At 54.1% G+C, this 17,862-nt stretch carries 15 protein-coding genes and 3 tRNA genes; 6 read left to right on the top strand and 12 right to left on the bottom strand.

Annotated elements, in window-relative coordinates; all coding sequences use genetic code 11:
• Positions 1-64: 64 nt before the first annotated feature.
• The 6 genes from TH25_RS02125 to TH25_RS02150 all read right to left on the bottom strand — a co-directional run bounded on the left by TH25_RS02125 (position 65) and on the right by TH25_RS02150 (position 7,678).
• Positions 65-382: a hypothetical protein gene (locus tag TH25_RS02125; protein WP_147252970.1), complete on the bottom strand. Its 318-nt coding sequence runs from the start codon at positions 380-382 to the stop codon at positions 65-67.
• A gap of 91 nt (positions 383-473) precedes the next feature.
• Positions 474-2,948: a DNA translocase FtsK gene (locus TH25_RS02130; RefSeq protein ID WP_114086751.1), complete on the bottom strand. Its 2,475-nt coding sequence runs from the start codon at positions 2,946-2,948 to the stop codon at positions 474-476.
• A 45-nt stretch (positions 2,949-2,993) separates the two neighbouring features.
• The gene (locus TH25_RS02135; protein ID WP_114086752.1) at positions 2,994-4,184 is read right to left on the bottom strand and encodes an aminotransferase class I/II-fold pyridoxal phosphate-dependent enzyme; all 1,191 of its coding nucleotides are present in this window, start codon (positions 4,182-4,184) and stop codon (positions 2,994-2,996) included.
• A gap of 252 nt (positions 4,185-4,436) precedes the next feature.
• The gene (locus TH25_RS02140; protein WP_114086753.1) at positions 4,437-5,675 is read right to left on the bottom strand and encodes an ammonium transporter; all 1,239 of its coding nucleotides are present in this window, start codon (positions 5,673-5,675) and stop codon (positions 4,437-4,439) included.
• A 297-nt stretch (positions 5,676-5,972) separates the two neighbouring features.
• The gene (amt, locus tag TH25_RS02145; RefSeq protein WP_114086754.1) at positions 5,973-7,316 is read right to left on the bottom strand and encodes an ammonium transporter; all 1,344 of its coding nucleotides are present in this window, start codon (positions 7,314-7,316) and stop codon (positions 5,973-5,975) included.
• A 23-nt stretch (positions 7,317-7,339) separates the two neighbouring features.
• A complete protein-coding gene (locus tag TH25_RS02150) occupies positions 7,340-7,678 on the bottom strand; it encodes a P-II family nitrogen regulator (protein ID WP_073955310.1) in 339 nt (112 codons plus the stop codon).
• A 448-nt stretch (positions 7,679-8,126) separates the two neighbouring features.
• On the opposite strand from TH25_RS02150, the gene TH25_RS02155 reads away from it, so the two are divergent.
• On the top strand, positions 8,127-9,377 hold the full coding sequence (locus TH25_RS02155; RefSeq protein WP_258548994.1) for a UbiH/UbiF/VisC/COQ6 family ubiquinone biosynthesis hydroxylase: 1,251 nt from the start codon (positions 8,127-8,129) through the stop codon (positions 9,375-9,377).
• Positions 9,378-9,890: 513 nt separating this feature from the next.
• Positions 9,891-10,562 carry an OmpW/AlkL family protein gene (locus TH25_RS02165; protein ID WP_114086757.1) on the top strand — a complete coding sequence of 224 codons (672 nt, stop codon included), beginning with the start codon at positions 9,891-9,893 and terminating at the stop codon, positions 10,560-10,562.
• A 106-nt stretch (positions 10,563-10,668) separates the two neighbouring features.
• Here the strand turns inward: TH25_RS02165 and TH25_RS02170 are convergent, their stop codons facing one another.
• The 5 genes from TH25_RS02170 to TH25_RS02190 form a co-directional block, all read right to left on the bottom strand.
• On the bottom strand, positions 10,669-11,058 hold the full coding sequence (locus tag TH25_RS02170; protein WP_114086758.1) for a gamma-butyrobetaine hydroxylase family protein: 390 nt from the start codon (positions 11,056-11,058) through the stop codon (positions 10,669-10,671).
• Between the two features lie 11 nt (positions 11,059-11,069).
• Positions 11,070-11,261, bottom strand: a complete 192-nt coding sequence (locus tag TH25_RS02175) for a Trm112 family protein (RefSeq protein WP_114086759.1) — start codon at positions 11,259-11,261, stop codon at positions 11,070-11,072.
• Positions 11,262-11,331: 70 nt separating this feature from the next.
• Complete coding sequence (locus TH25_RS02180; protein WP_114086760.1) at positions 11,332-12,030, bottom strand: LON peptidase substrate-binding domain-containing protein; 699 nt, start codon at positions 12,028-12,030, stop codon at positions 11,332-11,334.
• On the bottom strand, positions 12,027-12,953 hold the full coding sequence (trxA, locus tag TH25_RS02185; RefSeq protein ID WP_114086761.1) for a thioredoxin: 927 nt from the start codon (positions 12,951-12,953) through the stop codon (positions 12,027-12,029). Before trxA ends, TH25_RS02180 begins: the two co-directional genes overlap by 4 nt.
• Before the next feature lie 152 nt (positions 12,954-13,105).
• Positions 13,106-13,624, bottom strand: coding sequence for a prolyl-tRNA synthetase associated domain-containing protein (locus tag TH25_RS02190; RefSeq protein WP_114086954.1), 519 nt, complete (start codon positions 13,622-13,624; stop codon positions 13,106-13,108).
• Positions 13,625-13,843: 219 nt separating this feature from the next.
• On the opposite strand from TH25_RS02190, the gene TH25_RS02195 reads away from it, so the two are divergent.
• The 4 genes from TH25_RS02195 (at position 13,844) to TH25_RS02210 (ending at position 16,753) form a co-directional block, all read left to right on the top strand.
• A tRNA-Gly gene (locus TH25_RS02195) sits at positions 13,844-13,918 on the top strand.
• A gap of 32 nt (positions 13,919-13,950) precedes the next feature.
• A tRNA-Gly gene (locus tag TH25_RS02200) sits at positions 13,951-14,025 on the top strand.
• A 32-nt stretch (positions 14,026-14,057) separates the two neighbouring features.
• Positions 14,058-14,132, top strand: a tRNA-Gly gene (locus tag TH25_RS02205).
• Positions 14,133-14,539: 407 nt separating this feature from the next.
• Entirely contained in the window at positions 14,540-16,753 is a 2,214-nt protein-coding gene (locus TH25_RS02210; protein WP_114086762.1) for a bifunctional diguanylate cyclase/phosphodiesterase, read from the top strand.
• A gap of 113 nt (positions 16,754-16,866) precedes the next feature.
• Here the strand turns inward: TH25_RS02210 and fabI are convergent, their stop codons facing one another.
• Complete coding sequence (gene fabI / locus TH25_RS02215) at positions 16,867-17,625, bottom strand: enoyl-ACP reductase FabI (protein ID WP_114086763.1); 759 nt, start codon at positions 17,623-17,625, stop codon at positions 16,867-16,869.
• Between the last annotated feature and the right edge of the window lie 237 nt (positions 17,626-17,862).

Here is a 17,862-nt window from a genome sequence, read left to right on the forward strand (position 1 = left end):
TGTCAATAACAAAACGAAATAACCCCCCAAATGTGAAGGCGACATACCCCGATCGTCATTCACCCTAAGGTGGCGCAATGATAGCGCCATCTAACGCAAAAGAAATTGATCTGACACCGGGTGCCCGGCTGGATTGCAAAAATTTTTGATCTTTAAAAAGGGCTTGAAGGCTGTTTTTATATAAGAAAAATGTAATTTTAAAATAAGTATAGTGAAATAATATAAATTTTAAAATAATTCCATATTTCTTTGAATAAAAATCAACCTGGGGGTGTTTGTCTTTCCCCCTATATTTTGATTGTTTGCCGGGTATCAAGGGGAATCGTGGCACGGCGTGCGAGGTGCCATGCCAGCGCGGATAAGGGGCCATCATCGCAAACACCAAGCATTCCCCCTGATTCGGTCGATCAGGGGGAGCGGATGCGTCACGGCAGCGATATTATGATATTGGGAGGGTGCAGGGCCCAAAAGGCTTAGTCATCAAATGGCGTGCCATCCATATTGCCGATCAGCACTTCGCGCTTGCCAACATGGTTGGCTGCCGAAACCACGCCATTTTCTTCCATTTGCTCAATGATGCGTGCTGCCCGGTTATAGCCGATGGATAATTTGCGCTGAACAAAGCTGGTGGATGCCTTTTTCTCGCGCAGAACAATGCCAACGGCCTGGTTATACAGGTCATCATCGCCATTGCCGCCCGCGCCACCGGCATTTCCTGCGCCGCCAGCCATATAGGCGGCAACCGGGTCTTCTTCGGGTTCTTCGGTCACTTCATCCAGATAGGCCGGGTCGCCCTGGTCACGCAGATGTTTGACGATGCTTTCAACTTCCTCGTCCGAAACAAACGGCCCGTGCACACGCTGCAGGCGGCCACCCTGACCCATATAGAGCATATCGCCCTGACCCAAAAGCTGTTCGGCCCCCATTTCGCCCAGAATGGTGCGCGAATCGATTTTCGAGGTCACGGAATAGGAAATACGGGTCGGGAAGTTGGCCTTGATGGTACCGGTAATCACGTCTACCGACGGGCGCTGGGTCGCCATGATCAAATGGATGCCCGCCGCACGCGCCATCTGTGCCAGACGCTGGATCGAGGCTTCGACATCCTTGCCTGCCACCAGCATCAAATCGGCCATTTCATCGACGATGACGACGATGAAGGGCAGGGGTTCCATCGGCAGTTGCTGGTCTTCAAAAATCGGCTTGCCGGTTTCGGGGTCAAAGCCGGTCTGAACCCGGCGGGTCAGTTCCTCGCCCTTGGCGGCGGCTTCCTTGATGCGTTTGTTATAACCGGCAATATTTCGCACGCCGACCTGGCTCATGGCGCGGTAGCGGTCTTCCATTTCGCGCACCGCCCATTTCAGCGACACAACCGCCTTGTGCGGGTCTGTCACCACCGGGGTTAACAGATGCGGGATGCCATCATAAATCGACAGTTCCAGCATTTTCGGGTCAATCATGATGAAACGGCATTCCTCGGGCCGGTGCTTGTAAAGCAGGCTCAGGATCATGGCATTGACGCCAACGGATTTACCCGAACCGGTCGTCCCCGCAATCAACAGGTGCGGCATTTTGGACAGGTCGGCAATCACAGGCGATCCGCCAATATCCTTGCCGAGGCTCAGGTTAAGCTTGCCGCTGTTTTTCTCGAAATCATTGGAGGCGAGAATTTCATGCAGATGTACGGTTTCGCGCCTGGAATTTGGCAGTTCGATACCAATCACGTTCCGTCCCGGCACCACGGCGACACGGGCGGCAATCGCGCTCATGGAACGGGCAATATCATCAGCCAGGCCAATCACGCGTGATGATTTAACCCCTGCTGCGGGTTCCAGTTCGTAAAGTGTTACCACAGGGCCGGGGCGGACCTGAACAATTTCGCCCTTCACGCCAAAGTCCTGCAATACGGTTTCCAGCAGGCGGGCATTTTGCGCCAGGGCTTCCTGGTCCACCTGGGCATAATCTTCGTCACTGGGTTCATGAAGCAGGCCCAGCGGCGGAAAGCTGTATTCATCCGCACCTACACCCAGATCAAACGAGCTTTGACGTTGTGCCGATGCCTTGGCACCGGGCTGCGGCTTGGCCGCGGGCGGGGCGACAATATGAACAGGCGGTTGGGTATAGGCGTCCTCGTAATCGTCTTCGTCATCCGCGGCGGACAGTGTGTTGCGTTCAACAGCAGCGGCAACACGTTTTTCCGAGCGTTCCATCGACGGTTCCTGGCGCGGGCGGGCGTTTTTATCGCCCTTGCGTTCGCCCGGTGCCATGCTGGCCGCGTCATCCGCGCTGGTGCCGGGAATGGCGCGACCCACCCCGTAAATCACCGTGCCTGCAATCCGTGACAGGACATGACCAACAGCCCGCCATTCCGAAAGCTGATAGGCCATGCAAAACAGGGTCAGAACCATGCCAATAACCAGGCTGAACAGGCCAACAACAACCGGTCCGGCGGGAATGCCTGCCAGGGTCAGCAACATGCCAAGTCGCCCCAGCAACAGATCACCGGCAAAACCGCCATAGCCCACCGTTAACGGCCAGGTCATGCCGCGTGGCACGGCGGAGGCCGCCGTCGCCATCAACAGTAAAGCCAGCGGCAATAACAAAAACCGCAGCCACATCCAGCTAAACGGGCGCAGGGCAATTAAACGCAGGCCCCAGCCAACGATCAATGCCGTTAGCAATGCCGCACCAAGGCCGAGTGTGCGCAACATCATATCGGCGATATAGGCGCCAAAAACCCCCAGCGGATTGTAAATGAAGGTATTGTCGCTGGCATGGTTGAAGGACGGATCACCGGGGTGAAAGCCGATCAGCATGATAAACAGGGCAATCCCGACGCCTGTCAGTGCCAATCCACACAGTTGGATGCCGCCCCGTTTCAGGAACGCGACCAGCGAACTGGGAAGAAAAGCGGTGCCGCGTTCGAGAAGGTTTGTCTGACTGCTCATGCCGATATCCGTTTTGTCCTGTTAATTAAGTAAGACGAGGCCAGGTTAGCGTGACAGGGCGGCGTTGATCCGGCTTAACCCCTCGCGGGTGGTGGCAAGATCATGCACCAGGGCAATGCGAATGAAACGGGCACCGGGATTGTTGCCTTCCCGGTCGCTGATCGAAAGATAACGCCCCGGAATGACCTTGACCCCTTCCTCTGCCCAGATTTTTTTGGTGGCTGCTTCGTCGTCGCCCACATCCAGCCACAGGAAAAAACCACCTGCCGGGCGATAGAAGCCAAAACGATTGCCAAAAATTTCGGCGGCAATATCGATTTTGGCGCGATAAAGGTTGCGGTTGGCCTCGGCATGGGCATCGTCATTCCAAAGCAGGGTCGATGCCGCCATGATCGGCATGGGAATGGTGGCCGAACAATAGCTGCGCAGGCGGTTGAAATGTTTGATGATTTTGCCATCCCCGGCGACAAATCCGGAGCGCAGGCCCGGCGCGCTGGAGCGTTTGGACAGGCTGTGAAAAACCAGCACATTGTCCATATTGCCATGCTGGGCGGCGCAAATTTCAAGGGCACCGGTCGGGGCTTCGCGGTCATAAATGTCGGCGTAGCATTCATCCATCGCCAGAACGAAATTGTGTTTGCGCGCCAGCGCAATGATGCGCTCCAGATAATCGCGCGAGGCAACCGCTCCTTGCGGGTTGGCGGGCGAACACAGGAAAAACAGGCGGCAGGCAGATAACGTTTCGATATCGATTTGATCAAGATCGGGCAGAAAACCGGTTTCGGGTGTGGCAGGCAGCGGCACCATTTCCGCATCATTGAGCACGGCTGCCCCGCAATAAACCTGATAAAACGGGTTGGGCAGCAATACCTTGGGCTTGGGGCCGGGCTGGTCCTGCGGGATCACACAGGTTGCAATCAGATACAGTGCCTCGCGCGTACCGGCCACCGGAATGATGTTTTGATCACGGTGGATCATGTCTTCGGGCAGGTCATAGCGGCGATCCAGCCAGCCTTTAATGGCATCGCGCAATTCCGGTGTGCCCTGTCCCGGCGGGTATTTGTGCCAAAGATGCGCATTGGCAATCATGGCCTCGGTAATCATCGCCGGGGGTTCGTGCTGGGGTTCGCCAATGGACATCACCAATGGGTCTTTGCCCGGTGCAATGCCATCTAACAGGGTGGCAAGCCGTGGAAACGGGTAATCGGGCAAGGTATCCAGGCGTTCGTTGAACATGGTGTGTGACGTTCCGTAAGTGAAAGACCCCAATTTTATCCCGGTTGGCCGGAATAGCGTATACATGACGGGGCAAAACAGGGCCAATTTGGCGGTGTCGTTCGCACATGGATCTGTGATGCGCCCAAAAAGCACACTTGGTTTACCCCTAATCGAAAAGTACAAAGAAAGCCTTAAAGCGGGCCGGGCAAATATGTGAAAAGCCCGGAAACGTGCGGTTTCCGGGCTTTTGGGTAGTACATGTTTCGCAAGTCAGCTTGCCTTGACGTCATCCTCGGGATAGGCGGTGATTTTATGGATCGAAAGATCGGCCCCGTAATATTCGGCCTCGTCATCCAGGCGAATGCCCAGCGTGTTTTTCAAAACCCCATAAACCACGAATCCGGCGATTGCAGCATAGGCCGCACCACCCAGCGAGCCGACAAGCTGAGAGGCAAAGGAAACACCACCAACCCCGCCCAGGGCAGAAAGACCAAAAATGCCACAGGCAATGCCGCCCATTAATCCGCACATGCCATGCAGCGGCCACACCCCCAAAACATCATCGATTTTCCATTTCGCCTGGCATTTTTCAAAGCCCCAGACAAACAGAAAACCGGCCAGCCCGCCTGTGATCAGCGCGCCAATCGGGTGCATGACATCGGACCCGGCACAGACCGCAACCAGCCCGGCCAGGGCACCGTTATGGACAAAGCCGGGGTCGTTTCGCCCGGCGATCAGGGCAGTCAGAATGCCGCCGACCATTGCCATCAATGAATTGACGGCAACAAGGCCGGTAATGCCGCCAATGGATTGTGCCGACATCACATTAAAGCCAAACCAGCCGACACATAAAACCCAGGACCCCAGGGCAAGAAAGGGAATGTTGGACGGGGGAATACCAATCAGATTGCCGGTTTTGCTGTAGCGTCCCTTGCGCACGCCAAGATGAATGACAGCCCCAAGTGCGATCCAGCCACCAACGGCATGCACCACAATCGACCCGGCAAAATCATGGAACGGTGCGCCGAACATAGTGGCAAGGGCATCCTGAATGCCAAAGTTGCCATTCCAGACAATACCTTCAAACAGCGGGTAAAACACACCCACCAGAACCGCCGTGGCAATAAGCTGCGGCCAGAATTTGGCGCGTTCGGCAATGCCACCCGAAATAATGGCAGGGATGGCGGCGGCAAATGTCAGCAGGAAAAAGAATTTGACCAGATCAAAGCCGCTGGTGGCAAAGGCATGCTGTCCATCCACCAGTTCCCGGCCGGATAACACGTTGGCATTGCTGAAAAAAGTGATGCCATAGGCCACGGCATAACCGATGAAAAAATAGGCAATGGTCGATATGGCAAAATCGACAATGATTTTGACCAGGGCATTGACCTGGTTTTTCTTGCGAACGGTTCCGACTTCCAGAAAGGCGAAACCGGCGTGCATGGCAAGGACCATAATGGCCCCCATCAGCACAAAAAATACGTCCGAGGCAGTTTGAAAAGCCTCCATGAGACGACCTCTGTTTTTGTTTGTGACGTTTCCTGTTGGTGGGCCGCGCACATCAATATTTGTGCCAACATTCCCCGGAATGGGAAAAGAGCATGTAAAAACAGATGGTTGTGGAGGGATTTGATCATGGCTGCAGGTTTGGGCCTTGTCGCTGCCCGCAGCTACGATGCCTGCCGCGTGACCAAAACGCTGCCTAAAAAGGCAGCAGACAAAGAAAGACCCGCCACGAGGGCGGGTCAGTCGGTCTGACAGGAGGATGCCATAAGCATCCGTCAGGAAATGTATGGGCAAAGCATCTTAGAAACGCTGCGACCCTTTGCCGAATTCCGGGTAGGCTTCGAGGCCCAGTTCGGCGGTATCGGTTCCCATTGCTTCGTCTTCTTCCGACAGGCGGATACCGACGGTAAATTTCAGGATCAGCCAGACGATGGCCGAAGCAACAACGGTGAAGGCACCGATGGCAACAACGCCGGTCAACTGAACGCCAAAGGAAACGTCGGCATTGGTGATCGGAACCGCCAGCGTGCCCCAGATACCGCAAACAAGGTGAACGGAGACAGCACCGACAACGTCGTCGATCTTGCATTTGTCAACCAGCGGAACCGCGATCACAACCAGGATACCACCGATGGCACCGATGATGATGGCTGCACCAATTGACGGGGTATCCGGACCCGCGGTGATGGACACCAGACCCGCCAGGGCACCGTTAAGCGCCATAGTCAGATCGACCTTTTTATAAAGGACCTGGGTCAGGATCATGGCTGCGATCACGCCGCCAGCAGCCGCCATCGAGGTGTTGGCATAGATGTTGGCAATGGCAATCACGTCACCGGCGGTGTTCATGGCAAGCTGCGAGCCGCCATTGAAGCCAAACCAGCCGAGCCACAGGATCATGGTACCGATGGTGGCAAGGGTCAGGTTGGAACCGGGCATCGGGTGAACCGAACCATCCGCGCCAAACTTGCCTTTACGGGCACCGAGGATGATGGCACCGGTCAATGCGGCCCAGCCCCCGACCGAGTGAACCAGGGTCGAACCGGCGAAGTCATAGAAGCCCATTTCGGACAACCAGCCGCCGCCCCACTGCCAGGAACCGGTGATCGGATAGATAACCGAGGTCAGGACCACGGTGAAAATCATGAAGGGCCACAATTTGATGCGTTCTGCAACGGTGCCCGACACAACCGAGGCAGCGGTTGCGACAAACACCATCTGGAAGAACCAGTCGGACGTGGACGCATAACCGGCAGAATAATCACCCGCCAGGGCTGCGGCGTCATCCGGGCTCCAGATGCCAAAGCTGCCAATCCAGCCGCCATCAACATTGGCATACATCAGTTGATACCCGACGAGGTAATACATGATGCCAGCCGCGGCAAACAGGGCGACGTTTTTAAGCAGGATGGTGGCAACGTTTTTGGAACGGACCAGACCCGCTTCAAGCATGGCAAAGCCAGCGGCCATCCACATGACAAGCGCGCCGTGGATCAGGAAGCTGAAAGTATTGAAAATGTAACCGGTTTCCCCGGAAACCCCGGAAGCGGCAGCGGCATCCTGTGCGGAGGCCGGTTCGATCATCGCCAGTGTGGCGGCCCCAATCAACCCGGCAAGGCCGGTATGTTTCATCGAGATTTTCATAATGTCTCCCCTTGTTTCCGGGCTTACAGGGCGTCGTCGCCGGTTTCGCCCGTGCGGATCCGCACCGCATGGCTGACGTCGAGAACGAAAATCTTGCCGTCCCCGATTTTTCCGGTCTGAGCCGTTTTGGTAATGGCTTCGACAACCTGGTCGACCAGATTATCCGTGATCGCGACTTCCAGCTTCACCTTTGGCAGGAAGCTGACCATGTATTCGGCGCCACGATAAATTTCGGTTTGACCTTTCTGGCGGCCAAAACCCTTGACTTCAGTCACCGTCAGGCCCTGAACCCCAAGAGCACTTAACGCTTCACGCACTTCGTCAAGCTTGAACGGTTTGATAACAGCAGTAACCAGTTTCATAATATGCGACCTCCCGGCACATCCGTTGACCACCAGAGTGGCAATCACGATTTCGCAGTCACGGGAGATAAACCAAGAATCGTGCCAGATTCGTTGGGCATGGTTTATATTGTTGTTTTTAAATGATATTTTTCCGAAAAATGGGAATCTTGGCACTCAGGATATAATACTGCGCCGCACATAAATTGTGCAGTATCCGGGCAGCGTGATTAAAAGTGATTAAAATATAAGCGACGTGGGCGGGCTGCTTTTTTATGTATTCGTATGAACTTAGCTTTGCCCGGGGCGTATATAATAAATGGTGATAAAACTGGCGGAAGCGGTCATCGCGCCTTATGGTGCGACCGGTAATGGCCAGGCCCCACAAGTGGTACGTGGTGGTATGTGGTGATAGGTTGCGGCATGCGCGTTTTTGCGCGATTTCGCCGGGGCAACCGGGCCATGCGGCATGACGAGCGATACAGGATCGATGCAGATGACAGATAGCGGCATTCTCCATTTTGATGCGATTATTCTCGGCGGTGGTTTGGCCGGGGCCAGCATGGCAATGGCTTTGGCACATGGCGGCATGCGCAGTGTTGTTATCGATCGGGAAGATCCCAAAACCCTGCTGGCGGCCAATCATGATGGTCGCACCTGCGCGATTGCCGCGGCATCGCGCGCGGTGCTCGATGTGACCGGTGTCTGGCAATATATGCGTGATGATGCCGAGCCGATTGTTGATATTCGCATCGCCGATGGCAAAAGCCCGCTTTATCTGCATTACGATCACCGCGATGTCGGTAGCGAGGCCCTGGGCTATATTGTTGAAAACCGCGTTACCCGCCAGGCCTTGTACCGGGCGATGGCGGAAAATGATCTGGTGACGTTAATCGCACCGGCATCGGTTGCCGATATTTCGCGCAACAGTGCGGCAATGGTGATGACGCTCGATGATGGCCGGGTCATCCATGCGCCCTTGGCAATTGGCGCGGAAGGGCGCAATTCGCCGTTGCGCAAATGGGCCGGTATCAACACCTATCAATGGAGCTACAAGCAAAGCGCGATTGTTTGCACCGTCAAGCATGAGCGTCCGCATCACGGTGTCGCGGTGGAGCATTTCCTGCCTGCCGGACCTTTTGCCATTCTGCCGATGACGGAAAACCGCTCTTCCATCGTCTGGACCGAGGAAACAGCCTTTGCCAATTATATGGTCGGGCAAAGCGATGACGTGTTTCTCGATGAGCTCCATCAGCGGTTTGAGGGGTATCTTGGCGACCTGGAGGTTATCGGCCCGCGTTTTTGTTATCCGCTGGGATTGCAGCATGCCTATCGTTACAGCGATGCGCGCATTGCCCTGATTGGCGATGCGGCGCACGGAATGCACCCGATTGCGGGGCAGGGCCTGAATATGGGCATCCGCGATGTTGCTGCCCTTGCCGAAATCATCGTCAATGCGCGCCGACTGGGCCGTGATATCGGAATGCAGGACGTGCTGGACGAATATGAACAATGGCGCCGCTTTGACAATACGGTGATGCTGGCCGTAACCGATGCGACAAACCGCCTGTTTTCCAATGATGTTGCACCGATCCGGATGGCGCGCGATGTCGGGCTTGCGGTGGTTGATAAAATTCCGGCGCTCAAACGGACATTTATGTCACATGCGATGGGATATGCCGGGACATTGCCGCGATTGATGCAGGGAAAACCGCTTTAGGTCGCGTCGCGCTGTCTGGCAGGGCGCGTTCTGCCTGCTGGCGTGACTGACTGTGTGTCAGGGCATCTGTTGTCTGTTTCACCGGTTTGGTCGATGCTGTGCGGGCAGTCCTGTTGGGTTTTAAATTTTGAATAATTAAAATAATTCAAATGTTTGGTTTTTCTTTTGGCACTCTGCCGGGGCGAATCGGTTTTCTGCGCAAATGTCCTGTGTGATTTTGGTGTCGGGATTCCCGGACTTTAAATGAATGCCGGTCAGAAAATTCAGGATGAAAGTTCGCGTTAAATCACCCGAAAGCGAGCCGTGGGATGTTTTTCGTTCTTTTTTTCGCGAATGTGGCAAATCTGCCACACATGAAAAATGGCGGAATTCCTCAATTACCCGTCAAAAGTTGAAAATCATTCTAAAAGACATATGATTTCGTGTGGTTTTCTTGATGTGGGTCAAGCTTTTTACCGTTCGTTTGCACGATGCTCCGCCTCGTTAAATTCTTTGACGTAGGGGGTCCATATTATGCGACTGATCAATACTCTCAAGGCTGCTGGTGCAGCTGCTATTCTGGTTGCGGCTGCTGCTGCTTCGATCGCTCCGGCTTCGGCTGACGATATGGGCTTTAAAGGCAAGTCCGCTGGCGACATCCTGATCCGTGGCCGTGTTGTCGGTGTGGTGCCGGATGAAGATGTCAAAGCCAAAAACGGTGCGCTTCCGAATTCTGGTAGTGTTGATAACGATGTTATCCCGGAAGTCGATTTTTCCTATTTCTTGACTGACAACATTGCGCTCGAGCTGATCGCTGGTACGTCCAAGCATGACGTAAGCTGGAACACTGGTGCTGCCAACCTTGATCTGGGTAGTGTCCGTCTGCTGCCGCCGACCCTGACCCTTCAATATCACTTCCTGAGCAAAGAACGTTTCAGCCCGTATGTTGGTGCCGGCATCAACTACACGTTCTTCTATGACTCTAAATCGGGTCAGTTCCAGGACGTTAAATATGACGATGGCTTTGGTTATGCTTTCCAGGCCGGTTTTGACTATGCCATCTCTGGTCCGTGGTCATTGAACGTTGACGTCAAAAAGATTTTCCTGAACACCGATGTGACGGTTAATACCGGTGCAGGTACCGTTAAAGCTGATGCGGACCTTGATCCGTGGCTGTTCGGTATCGGTATTGGCTATCGTTTCTGATCTGTTTGATCGGATACAGAATACAAAAAAGCCGTCGCAGGATTCTGCGGCGGCTTTTTGATTTTCCATGTAGATGACAGGATTTTGGCGGGATTTCAGCGGGATCTCAGACCGGCTTGCGCGGCTCGCGTGACAGGCCACGATCTTTCAGGGCCTGTTCATAGCTCTGCCAGAGCTGTTGCTGGTTCTCATGCAATTCGCGCAGATAGTGCCAACTGTAAATGCCGCTGTCATGTAGGTCATCGAAGGTGATTTTTACGGCATATTGGCCGACGGGCTCGATATCGATGATCCCGACATATTTTCTGCCGGAAATAATCTTCTTTTCAGACGGGTGATGCCCCTGGACTTCCGCAGACGGGCTTTCAACGCGCAATAATTCCGCACTCAGGCGGGTGTTGATCCCATCATCCCAGATAATTTCCAGAATTTTATCCTCTTTGAGGTAATTTATCTCGACAGGGATGTGGTTCGGTGTGAAAGCATTGGCGGACATGGGGCAGCCTGTCAGTCTTCAATGGCGCGGGCTTCGTCGGGCAGCATGATCGGAATGCCATCGCGAATCGGATAGGCCAGCCCGGCCTTGCGGCTGATCAGTTCGCCATGTTCGCGGTCATATTCCAGCGTGTCCTTTGTGACCGGGCATACCAGAATTTCAAGAAGTTTCGGATCAACCGGGCTTTGGTGTGCGCTTGTCATGGTGTCAGCCTTGTCTTTGCCCCATCACGGGAACAGGTCATATCCCGGATGGTGCTATGTGTTATACAACCTAGTTGCCAGCCGCCTTGCTGGGTTGGGGATGGCACGCCATTTCCAGCAAGGTCGTTAGCATATCCCCGCGATCATACAGGCTTGGGCATTCCAGCAAAGCCTGTTTTTCAAGCGGGTCCAGCTGACAGCCCATTGCAATGGCTGTAACCAGCATTTCGTCATCGGTGTCGCTGATGGTATCCCAGCACGAACGCAGGGAATGATGGGCGAAATAGGCATCAAGCGCGCTTTGCAGGCGTGTTCTGTTTAATGGCTGATCCTTGGCGGAAATGGAATTGTTCAGGTCACCGCGCCACCGTGAATAATCACACTCTACCAACCGATAGCCCCCCTCTGAAAGCGGGAGTTCGCGCGAAATGTCAAAGCGGCAAACGCCTGTCAGTGTAATCAGAAAACGGCCGTCATCGGTTTCGCTAAAGGCGGAAATGCGGCCAACGCATCCTGTTTTGAACAGTTCGGGGGGGGGCGCTTTCGCCGCAGACATATTGTCATCGGCACTGTCGGAATGGCGGGGTTGCACCATTCCGATCATGCGGTTGCGGCCCAGGGCATCGATGGTCATGTTGAGATAGCGCGGCTCGAAAATATTCAAAGGCAAATGGCCGCGTGGCAGCAACAGGGCACCACTTAACGGAAACACCGGAAGGGTTGCCGGAAGTTCGGAAAAGTCAGGATCGAAGGGGCCGCAAATGTTCATGCAAACAATACCGTTGAAAGAGCGCGCCGACCGGCAACACTGGCCGGGTCCATCGGGCCCCATGCCTCGAAAAATTTGATAAGCTGTGCACGGGCCGCATCGTCATTCCAGCCGCGATCCTTGCGGATGATGGCGATCATGGCCTGTACGGCTTCGTCACGTTTATTGGCGGCAAAAAGCGCCATGCCAAGGTCAAAGCGAGCCTGGAGGTCGTCCGGATTCGCATCAACAGCGGCACGCGCGGCATCCAGGTCTTCGCTGCTCGCCCCGGATTCGGCCAGTTCAAGGGCGCTGATGGCTGCCGCAACCGGTGCCTTCAGGCGGGTGCGGTCATCCATGTCGTCGACAAAGCCGCGGGCATGCTCAACCTCGCCCATCGCCACCATGCAGCGTAAAACGCCACCAAGGGCCGTATCATTTTCCGGTTCGCGCTCCAGCACATTGCCATAAAGGCCATAGGCGGTGGTGGCATCATCGGCTGCCAGCGCGGCATGCGCCTGTTCAAGCAGCATTTCGATCGGGCTTTCAATCGGTCCACCGGCGATGCGCTCAAAAAAGGCACGGACTTCGCTTTCGGGCTGCGCGCCCTGAAAACCATCAACCGGGCGGCCGCCCTTGAAGGCATAAACGGTCGGTACGGACTGAATGCGCAGTTGCATCGCCAGTTCCTGGTTTTTATCGATATCGATTTTAACCAGCTTGACGCGGCCACCGGCTTCCCGGGTGATTTTTTCGATGGTCGGGGTCAGTGTTTTGCACGGACCACACCAGGGCGCCCAGAAATCAACAACAACGGGGCCTTCCATCGACGGTTCGATCACATCCTGCATGAATGTATCGATGCCGGAATCCTTGATCAGGTCAGAATCGGCCCCTGATGGCGACGTCGGAGCAGAGGAATTGGGATCAAGAATAAGAGCCATGATAAGGTTACTCGCTGTTAGTCGTATTTTAAATGATGCCTCTGGTCCCGAAGCACAAGAGGGCGCGGTCTAGATTACTTTTTTGCAATGTGGCGAAGGTGCGCGTGCAACCCCAGCAATCTGGGATAAACAAACGCGAATGCAACTGTTTTTCAATCGCTCGCGGCAAATTCTTCGTCAAGATCGACCATTTGGGGCGTATAGCCCAGCGAGGTGACAAATTTTTGCAATCCGGCCGGGGAAATGGCCGTTGTGCGGTCATTGCGCAGCGGGTGGAAATTCAGCAGCGTGTCTTCACGGGTAAAGAAGGCCCGATCAAATGCGACATTGACCTGTCTTTCCTGATCATTGATCAGTGCAAATGGCGTGACAGAGCCGGGCACCACCCCTAAAACCTCTTTGAGCAAATCCGCATTGCCAAAGGAAAGCCGGTTGCAGCCCAGTTTTTTATGCAGATGATTGAGGCGGATTTGACGTTCTTCTTCGGCAACCACCAGCCACAATGCGCCCTTTTTGTCCTTCAGGAACAGATTTTTGCTGTGCATCCCCGGAAGGTCGCCGCGCAGCGACTGCGATTCTTCGACCGTGAAAAGCGGCGCATGCTCAACGGTACTGACAGTGATTCCCAATTTGTCGAGATAAGCGAATAAATGGGTAGATGGATCGTCCATATTTTTTCCGCCAGGGTTGTTGAGAAAGAAAAATCTGGCGCGCACCATATCACAAAAATTGCCGATGCCAGCCCTTCTGGCAAAAAAAACCAATAAAAATCGTTGGAAAACCGCCATTTTTTGCGATGTTACATTTTCATCAAAAAAGGTGTTGCATTCAGTCGTTCATGGGCTATTATCCGCGCCGCTCCCCAAGGGGAACACACAAGACTGATGAATGCGGGCGTAGCTCAGGGGTAGAGCATAACCTTGCCAAGGTTAGGGTCGTGAGTTCGAATCTCATCGCCCGCTCCATCGGTTCTGTTAAATACCGCTTTCATTATGATGCGGGCGTAGCTCAGGGGTAGAGCATAACCTTGCCAAGGTTAGGGTCGTGAGTTCGAATCTCATCGCCCGCTCCATCGGTTCTGTTAAATACCGCTTTCATTATGATGCGGGCGTAGCTCAGGGGTAGAGCATAACCTTGCCAAGGTTAGGGTCGTGAGTTCGAATCTCATCGCCCGCTCCATAATGAAAGTTGTCAAAGGCCGTCCTGATGGGCGGCCTTTTTGATTTTGCATCATGCGGGACCGAGGGCTGGCCGGTCCCTGGCGCATGCAGGCACCTCTGCCGTTTAATTTCCCTCATTTCGTGTATGGACTTCACTGCAACAACTAACGCATGTTTGGTTTTGTTGCGTGTGGTCTGAAAGCGTGGGCATCACGCATGCAACAAAAGACGTTTGTTGTGATGTCGACATGTTTCAGGTGCCGTAACGGTTTTGCGGGAGGTTCCGTTCTTCGGGTATTTGCTCAAACTTATCCTATTGTATAGTTATTTTGATGTGATAAATTCTTTTATCGGTCCGCTTCGCCGGACGTGCCAATTTTTGTGTCCCGCTAGCCAAGGAATCCTGCCATTTCCAGCCGACATTTTTTGTTAACCCGAACGCTTCCGGTCGTCCTGCTGGTATTTCTTGTCGGAATTGCCGCCTTTTTTCTGGTTTACTGGGCAACAAGCGAAGCTGACCGGGTAACAGCCGCGCGTCAGTATTATCTGCTGGAACAGTCGCAGGCCGAGACTTTGCGCGCGGTTCCCCATCAACAGGAAAGCACGACGGTCTGGGATGATGCGGTCAAGGCGGCAAGAGCATGGGATACCGGTTGGCTGAACAACAATCTGGGGACCTGGATGCACGAATATTACGGGTATTCTGATCTGTATGTTCTTGATCCCCGCAATATTCCGGTTCTTGTTTACCGCGAAAAAACCGGCCTTGAATCGCAGATGAACCCTGATATCCAAGCTCTTCTTGCGCCGATGATAGAGCGCCTGCGCACGCGATTGCGCGCAGGCGAACAGCCAAAAGACCCGCAATTCAAAACCCTGGGCGAAACGGCAGTGGCACTGGTTGACGGATCCCCGTCTGTCATCAGTGTGAAACCCATCGTGCCGGAGACGAACCGCTTTTCCCAAAGTGCGGGCAATGAATATCTTCATGTTGCGGTTTTGCGCCTCAATGAACCGCGTTATTTGCAGGGGCTGGAGCGCAAATATCTGTTTGATCATTTGCGGTTTTCATACGAGCAGGACGCAACCGGATCGGAAAGTGCCTATGCGCTGATCAGCAGCAGCGGCAAAAATATCGGTTATTTCATCTGGCAGCCTTACAAGCCCGGTTCGACGGTTCTGGCCTATATCTCGCCCATGCTGGTTGTGCTGTGTGTGGGGCTGGTGATGATTGTGTTCACCTTCATGACATTGATGAACCGTCGGGAAAGCACCCAGAGCGCGACCGAGGCAAAAATGCGCCATATCGTGTTGCATGATTCGCTGACCGGGCTTCCCAATCGTCTCCAGTTCAATCAGCGTGTCGATGCTGAACTGGCGCAACTTGATCCGGCCGGGGAATCCCGTCTGGCCCTGCTGTTTCTTGATCTCAACGGATTTAAACAGATTAACGACTCCTACGGGCATGCGCTAGGCGACAAGCTGATTTATGAATTTGGTCGCCGTCTGATATCGCTTGCGCGCCCGCGGGATGCTGTTGCCCGCGTTGGCAGCGACGAATTTACCCTGATGTTAAGCGGTATTGGCAGCCATGAAGATGTTGAAAGGATGTGCCGTCGCCTGATCGAGCTGGCGCGGATGCCCTATAATATCGAAGGAAAGCAGCTTTTTATCGGTCTTAGCGTCGGTTACGCTTTTGCGCCCGATCATGGTCGCGATCGTGATGAATTGCTGCGTAAGGCCGATGTGGCGCTGTATCATGCCAAAATGAATGGCCGCAACGATTTTGCCGGTTTCGATGTTGAGATGGATGTGCTGTTGCGCAATCGTCGCCGGGTCGAGACGGATCTGCGCGAAGCCCTGGCCTCTCAAGGTCAGTTTCAGGTTTATTATCAGCCGGTTTATCGTGCCGCCGATGGCAGCCTGATTGGTTTTGAGGCTCTTTTGCGCTGGCATCACCCGGCCCGCGGCTGGATTTCGCCGGAATTTTTTATCCCCGTGGCCGAAGAAACCGGGCTGATTGGTGATTTGGGCCAGTTTGTTTTGCAAACAGCCTGCGAAACAGCGGCGCAATGGGGCGCGCAGTCGATTGCGGTTAACGTGTCCGCCATCGAATTGCAGGACGGCGATTACGTTAGCAAACTGGCTGCCATTTTGGCCAAAACCGGGCTTCCGCCGGCCCGTTTGGAACTTGAAGTAACGGAAACAGCCGTTATTACCGAAGGAAATTGCCAAAATAACCTGAAAGCCCTGCGTCAAATGGGAATCCGGCTGGCGCTGGATGATTTTGGAACGGGCTTTTCATCTTTGGGGCGCTTGAACCAGATTGACGTGGATCGCATCAAAATTGACAAAATCTTCGTCCGTGGTGTTGACCGGTCCGATAGCGATAAGGCAATGGTGCGTGCCATTGTTGATCTGGCACGGGCCACCAACCTTTCGACCATTGCCGAAGGGGTTGAAAACGCAAGCCAGGTTGCATTTTTGCGCTCGATTGGCTGTGACAGTTTTCAGGGATATTATTATTCTCCGGCAGTTCCCGCCGATCAGGTTCCGGGCCTGCTAAGTGCGGCCCGTCACCCTGTTATTGCCGGTTCATCGGGGGCGGCAACAGCCCATGATGGCGAATTGCATGAATAAAACCGGTTGGCATTTGGGCCAGGTCGGATCCGGGATATAAAAACACCAGCAGCCACGATTGTGCTGCTGGTGTTTTTTGGGCGCATTTTGGGCGTTTGGGCGGGCAGGGCGATTTAGCCCATGATATGATAGCCGCCATCAATATGAACGACATCGCCGGTAATGGCACGCGAACGCTCGCTGGCAAGAAAAGAGGCCAGATCCCCGATTTCATCAATCGTGACAAGACGATGTTCCGGCGCGCGTGTTTTTGCCTGGGTCATCAGATTGTCAAATTCGGCAATGCCGGAGGCTGCACGGGTCAAAAGCGGACCGGGCGAAATGGCATGGACGCGAATGTCCTTTGGCCCAAGTTCGGCCGCCATATAGCGGGTTGCCGATTCCAGGGCGGCCTTGACCGGACCCATAATGCCATAATGGTCGATCACCCGTTCCGATCCCATATAGCTGACGGTCAGAAGCGCGCCCCCGTCCCGCATGAGGGGTTCGGCGCGTTTTGCCATGCGCTGGAAGGAATGGCAGGAAATATCCATTGCCGTTAAAAAACCGTCGCGTGAACAGTCAATGACCCGGCCATGCAGGTCATCGGCGGGGGCAAAGGCAATGCAATGAAGGACAAAATCCAGTTTGCCCCATTTTTCTTCGATCTCGTCAAACAGGGCATCGGCCTGGGAGTCGTCGCATACGTCAAGCGGGGCAATGATTGATGCCCCTACTTCTTCGGCCAGCGGGCGCACATATTTTTCAGCTTTCTGGTTCAAATATGTGATGGCCAGGTCCGCGCCATCGCGCTGAAAGGCCCTGGCACAGCCATAGGCAATCGATTTGTCGTTGGCGATCCCGATCACCAGTCCCTTTTTTCCAGCCAGCATCTTGGTCCCTTTCAATGCAGTTTGCGCTGCGGTTGCGAAATTTTCTAAAAACAATGTGCCATATTAAAGCCTAAACTGGTTTGCGATGCAGCAAACGGCAAATTTAAATAATTTTTTTGTCATGCCCATGCGTTTGCGACATGGCGGAACTGTTTGAAAAATCGATTTTTTTGTATTCAGGGCATAGTTTTCGGGCACCTGATGGGCTATGTGTAAACCTGGATGAAGGCGGCGTTT

It is taken from the genome of Thalassospira profundimaris, from assembly GCF_003326755.1.
Classification (GTDB): Bacteria; Pseudomonadota; Alphaproteobacteria; order Rhodospirillales; family Thalassospiraceae; genus Thalassospira; species Thalassospira profundimaris_B.

Coding starts and splice junctions, on each gene's coding strand:
- trxA (WP_114086761.1), bottom strand. CDS start 12,953: ATGGCTCTTATTCTTGATCCCAATTCCTCTGCTCCGACGTCGCCATCA.
- fabI (WP_114086763.1), bottom strand. CDS start 17,625: ATGCTGGCTGGAAAAAAGGGACTGGTGATCGGGATCGCCAACGACAAA.
- TH25_RS02130 (WP_114086751.1), bottom strand. CDS start 2,948: ATGAGCAGTCAGACAAACCTTCTCGAACGCGGCACCGCTTTTCTTCCC.
- TH25_RS02175 (WP_114086759.1), bottom strand. CDS start 11,261: ATGACAAGCGCACACCAAAGCCCGGTTGATCCGAAACTTCTTGAAATT.
- TH25_RS02155 (WP_258548994.1), top strand. CDS start 8,127: ATGACGAGCGATACAGGATCGATGCAGATGACAGATAGCGGCATTCTC.
- TH25_RS02135 (WP_114086752.1), bottom strand. CDS start 4,184: ATGTTCAACGAACGCCTGGATACCTTGCCCGATTACCCGTTTCCACGG.
- amt (WP_114086754.1), bottom strand. CDS start 7,316: ATGAAAATCTCGATGAAACATACCGGCCTTGCCGGGTTGATTGGGGCC.
- TH25_RS02190 (WP_114086954.1), bottom strand. CDS start 13,624: ATGGACGATCCATCTACCCATTTATTCGCTTATCTCGACAAATTGGGA.
- TH25_RS02170 (WP_114086758.1), bottom strand. CDS start 11,058: ATGTCCGCCAATGCTTTCACACCGAACCACATCCCTGTCGAGATAAAT.
- TH25_RS02165 (WP_114086757.1), top strand. CDS start 9,891: ATGCGACTGATCAATACTCTCAAGGCTGCTGGTGCAGCTGCTATTCTG.
- TH25_RS02180 (WP_114086760.1), bottom strand. CDS start 12,030: ATGAACATTTGCGGCCCCTTCGATCCTGACTTTTCCGAACTTCCGGCA.
- TH25_RS02140 (WP_114086753.1), bottom strand. CDS start 5,675: ATGGAGGCTTTTCAAACTGCCTCGGACGTATTTTTTGTGCTGATGGGG.
- TH25_RS02150 (WP_073955310.1), bottom strand. CDS start 7,678: ATGAAACTGGTTACTGCTGTTATCAAACCGTTCAAGCTTGACGAAGTG.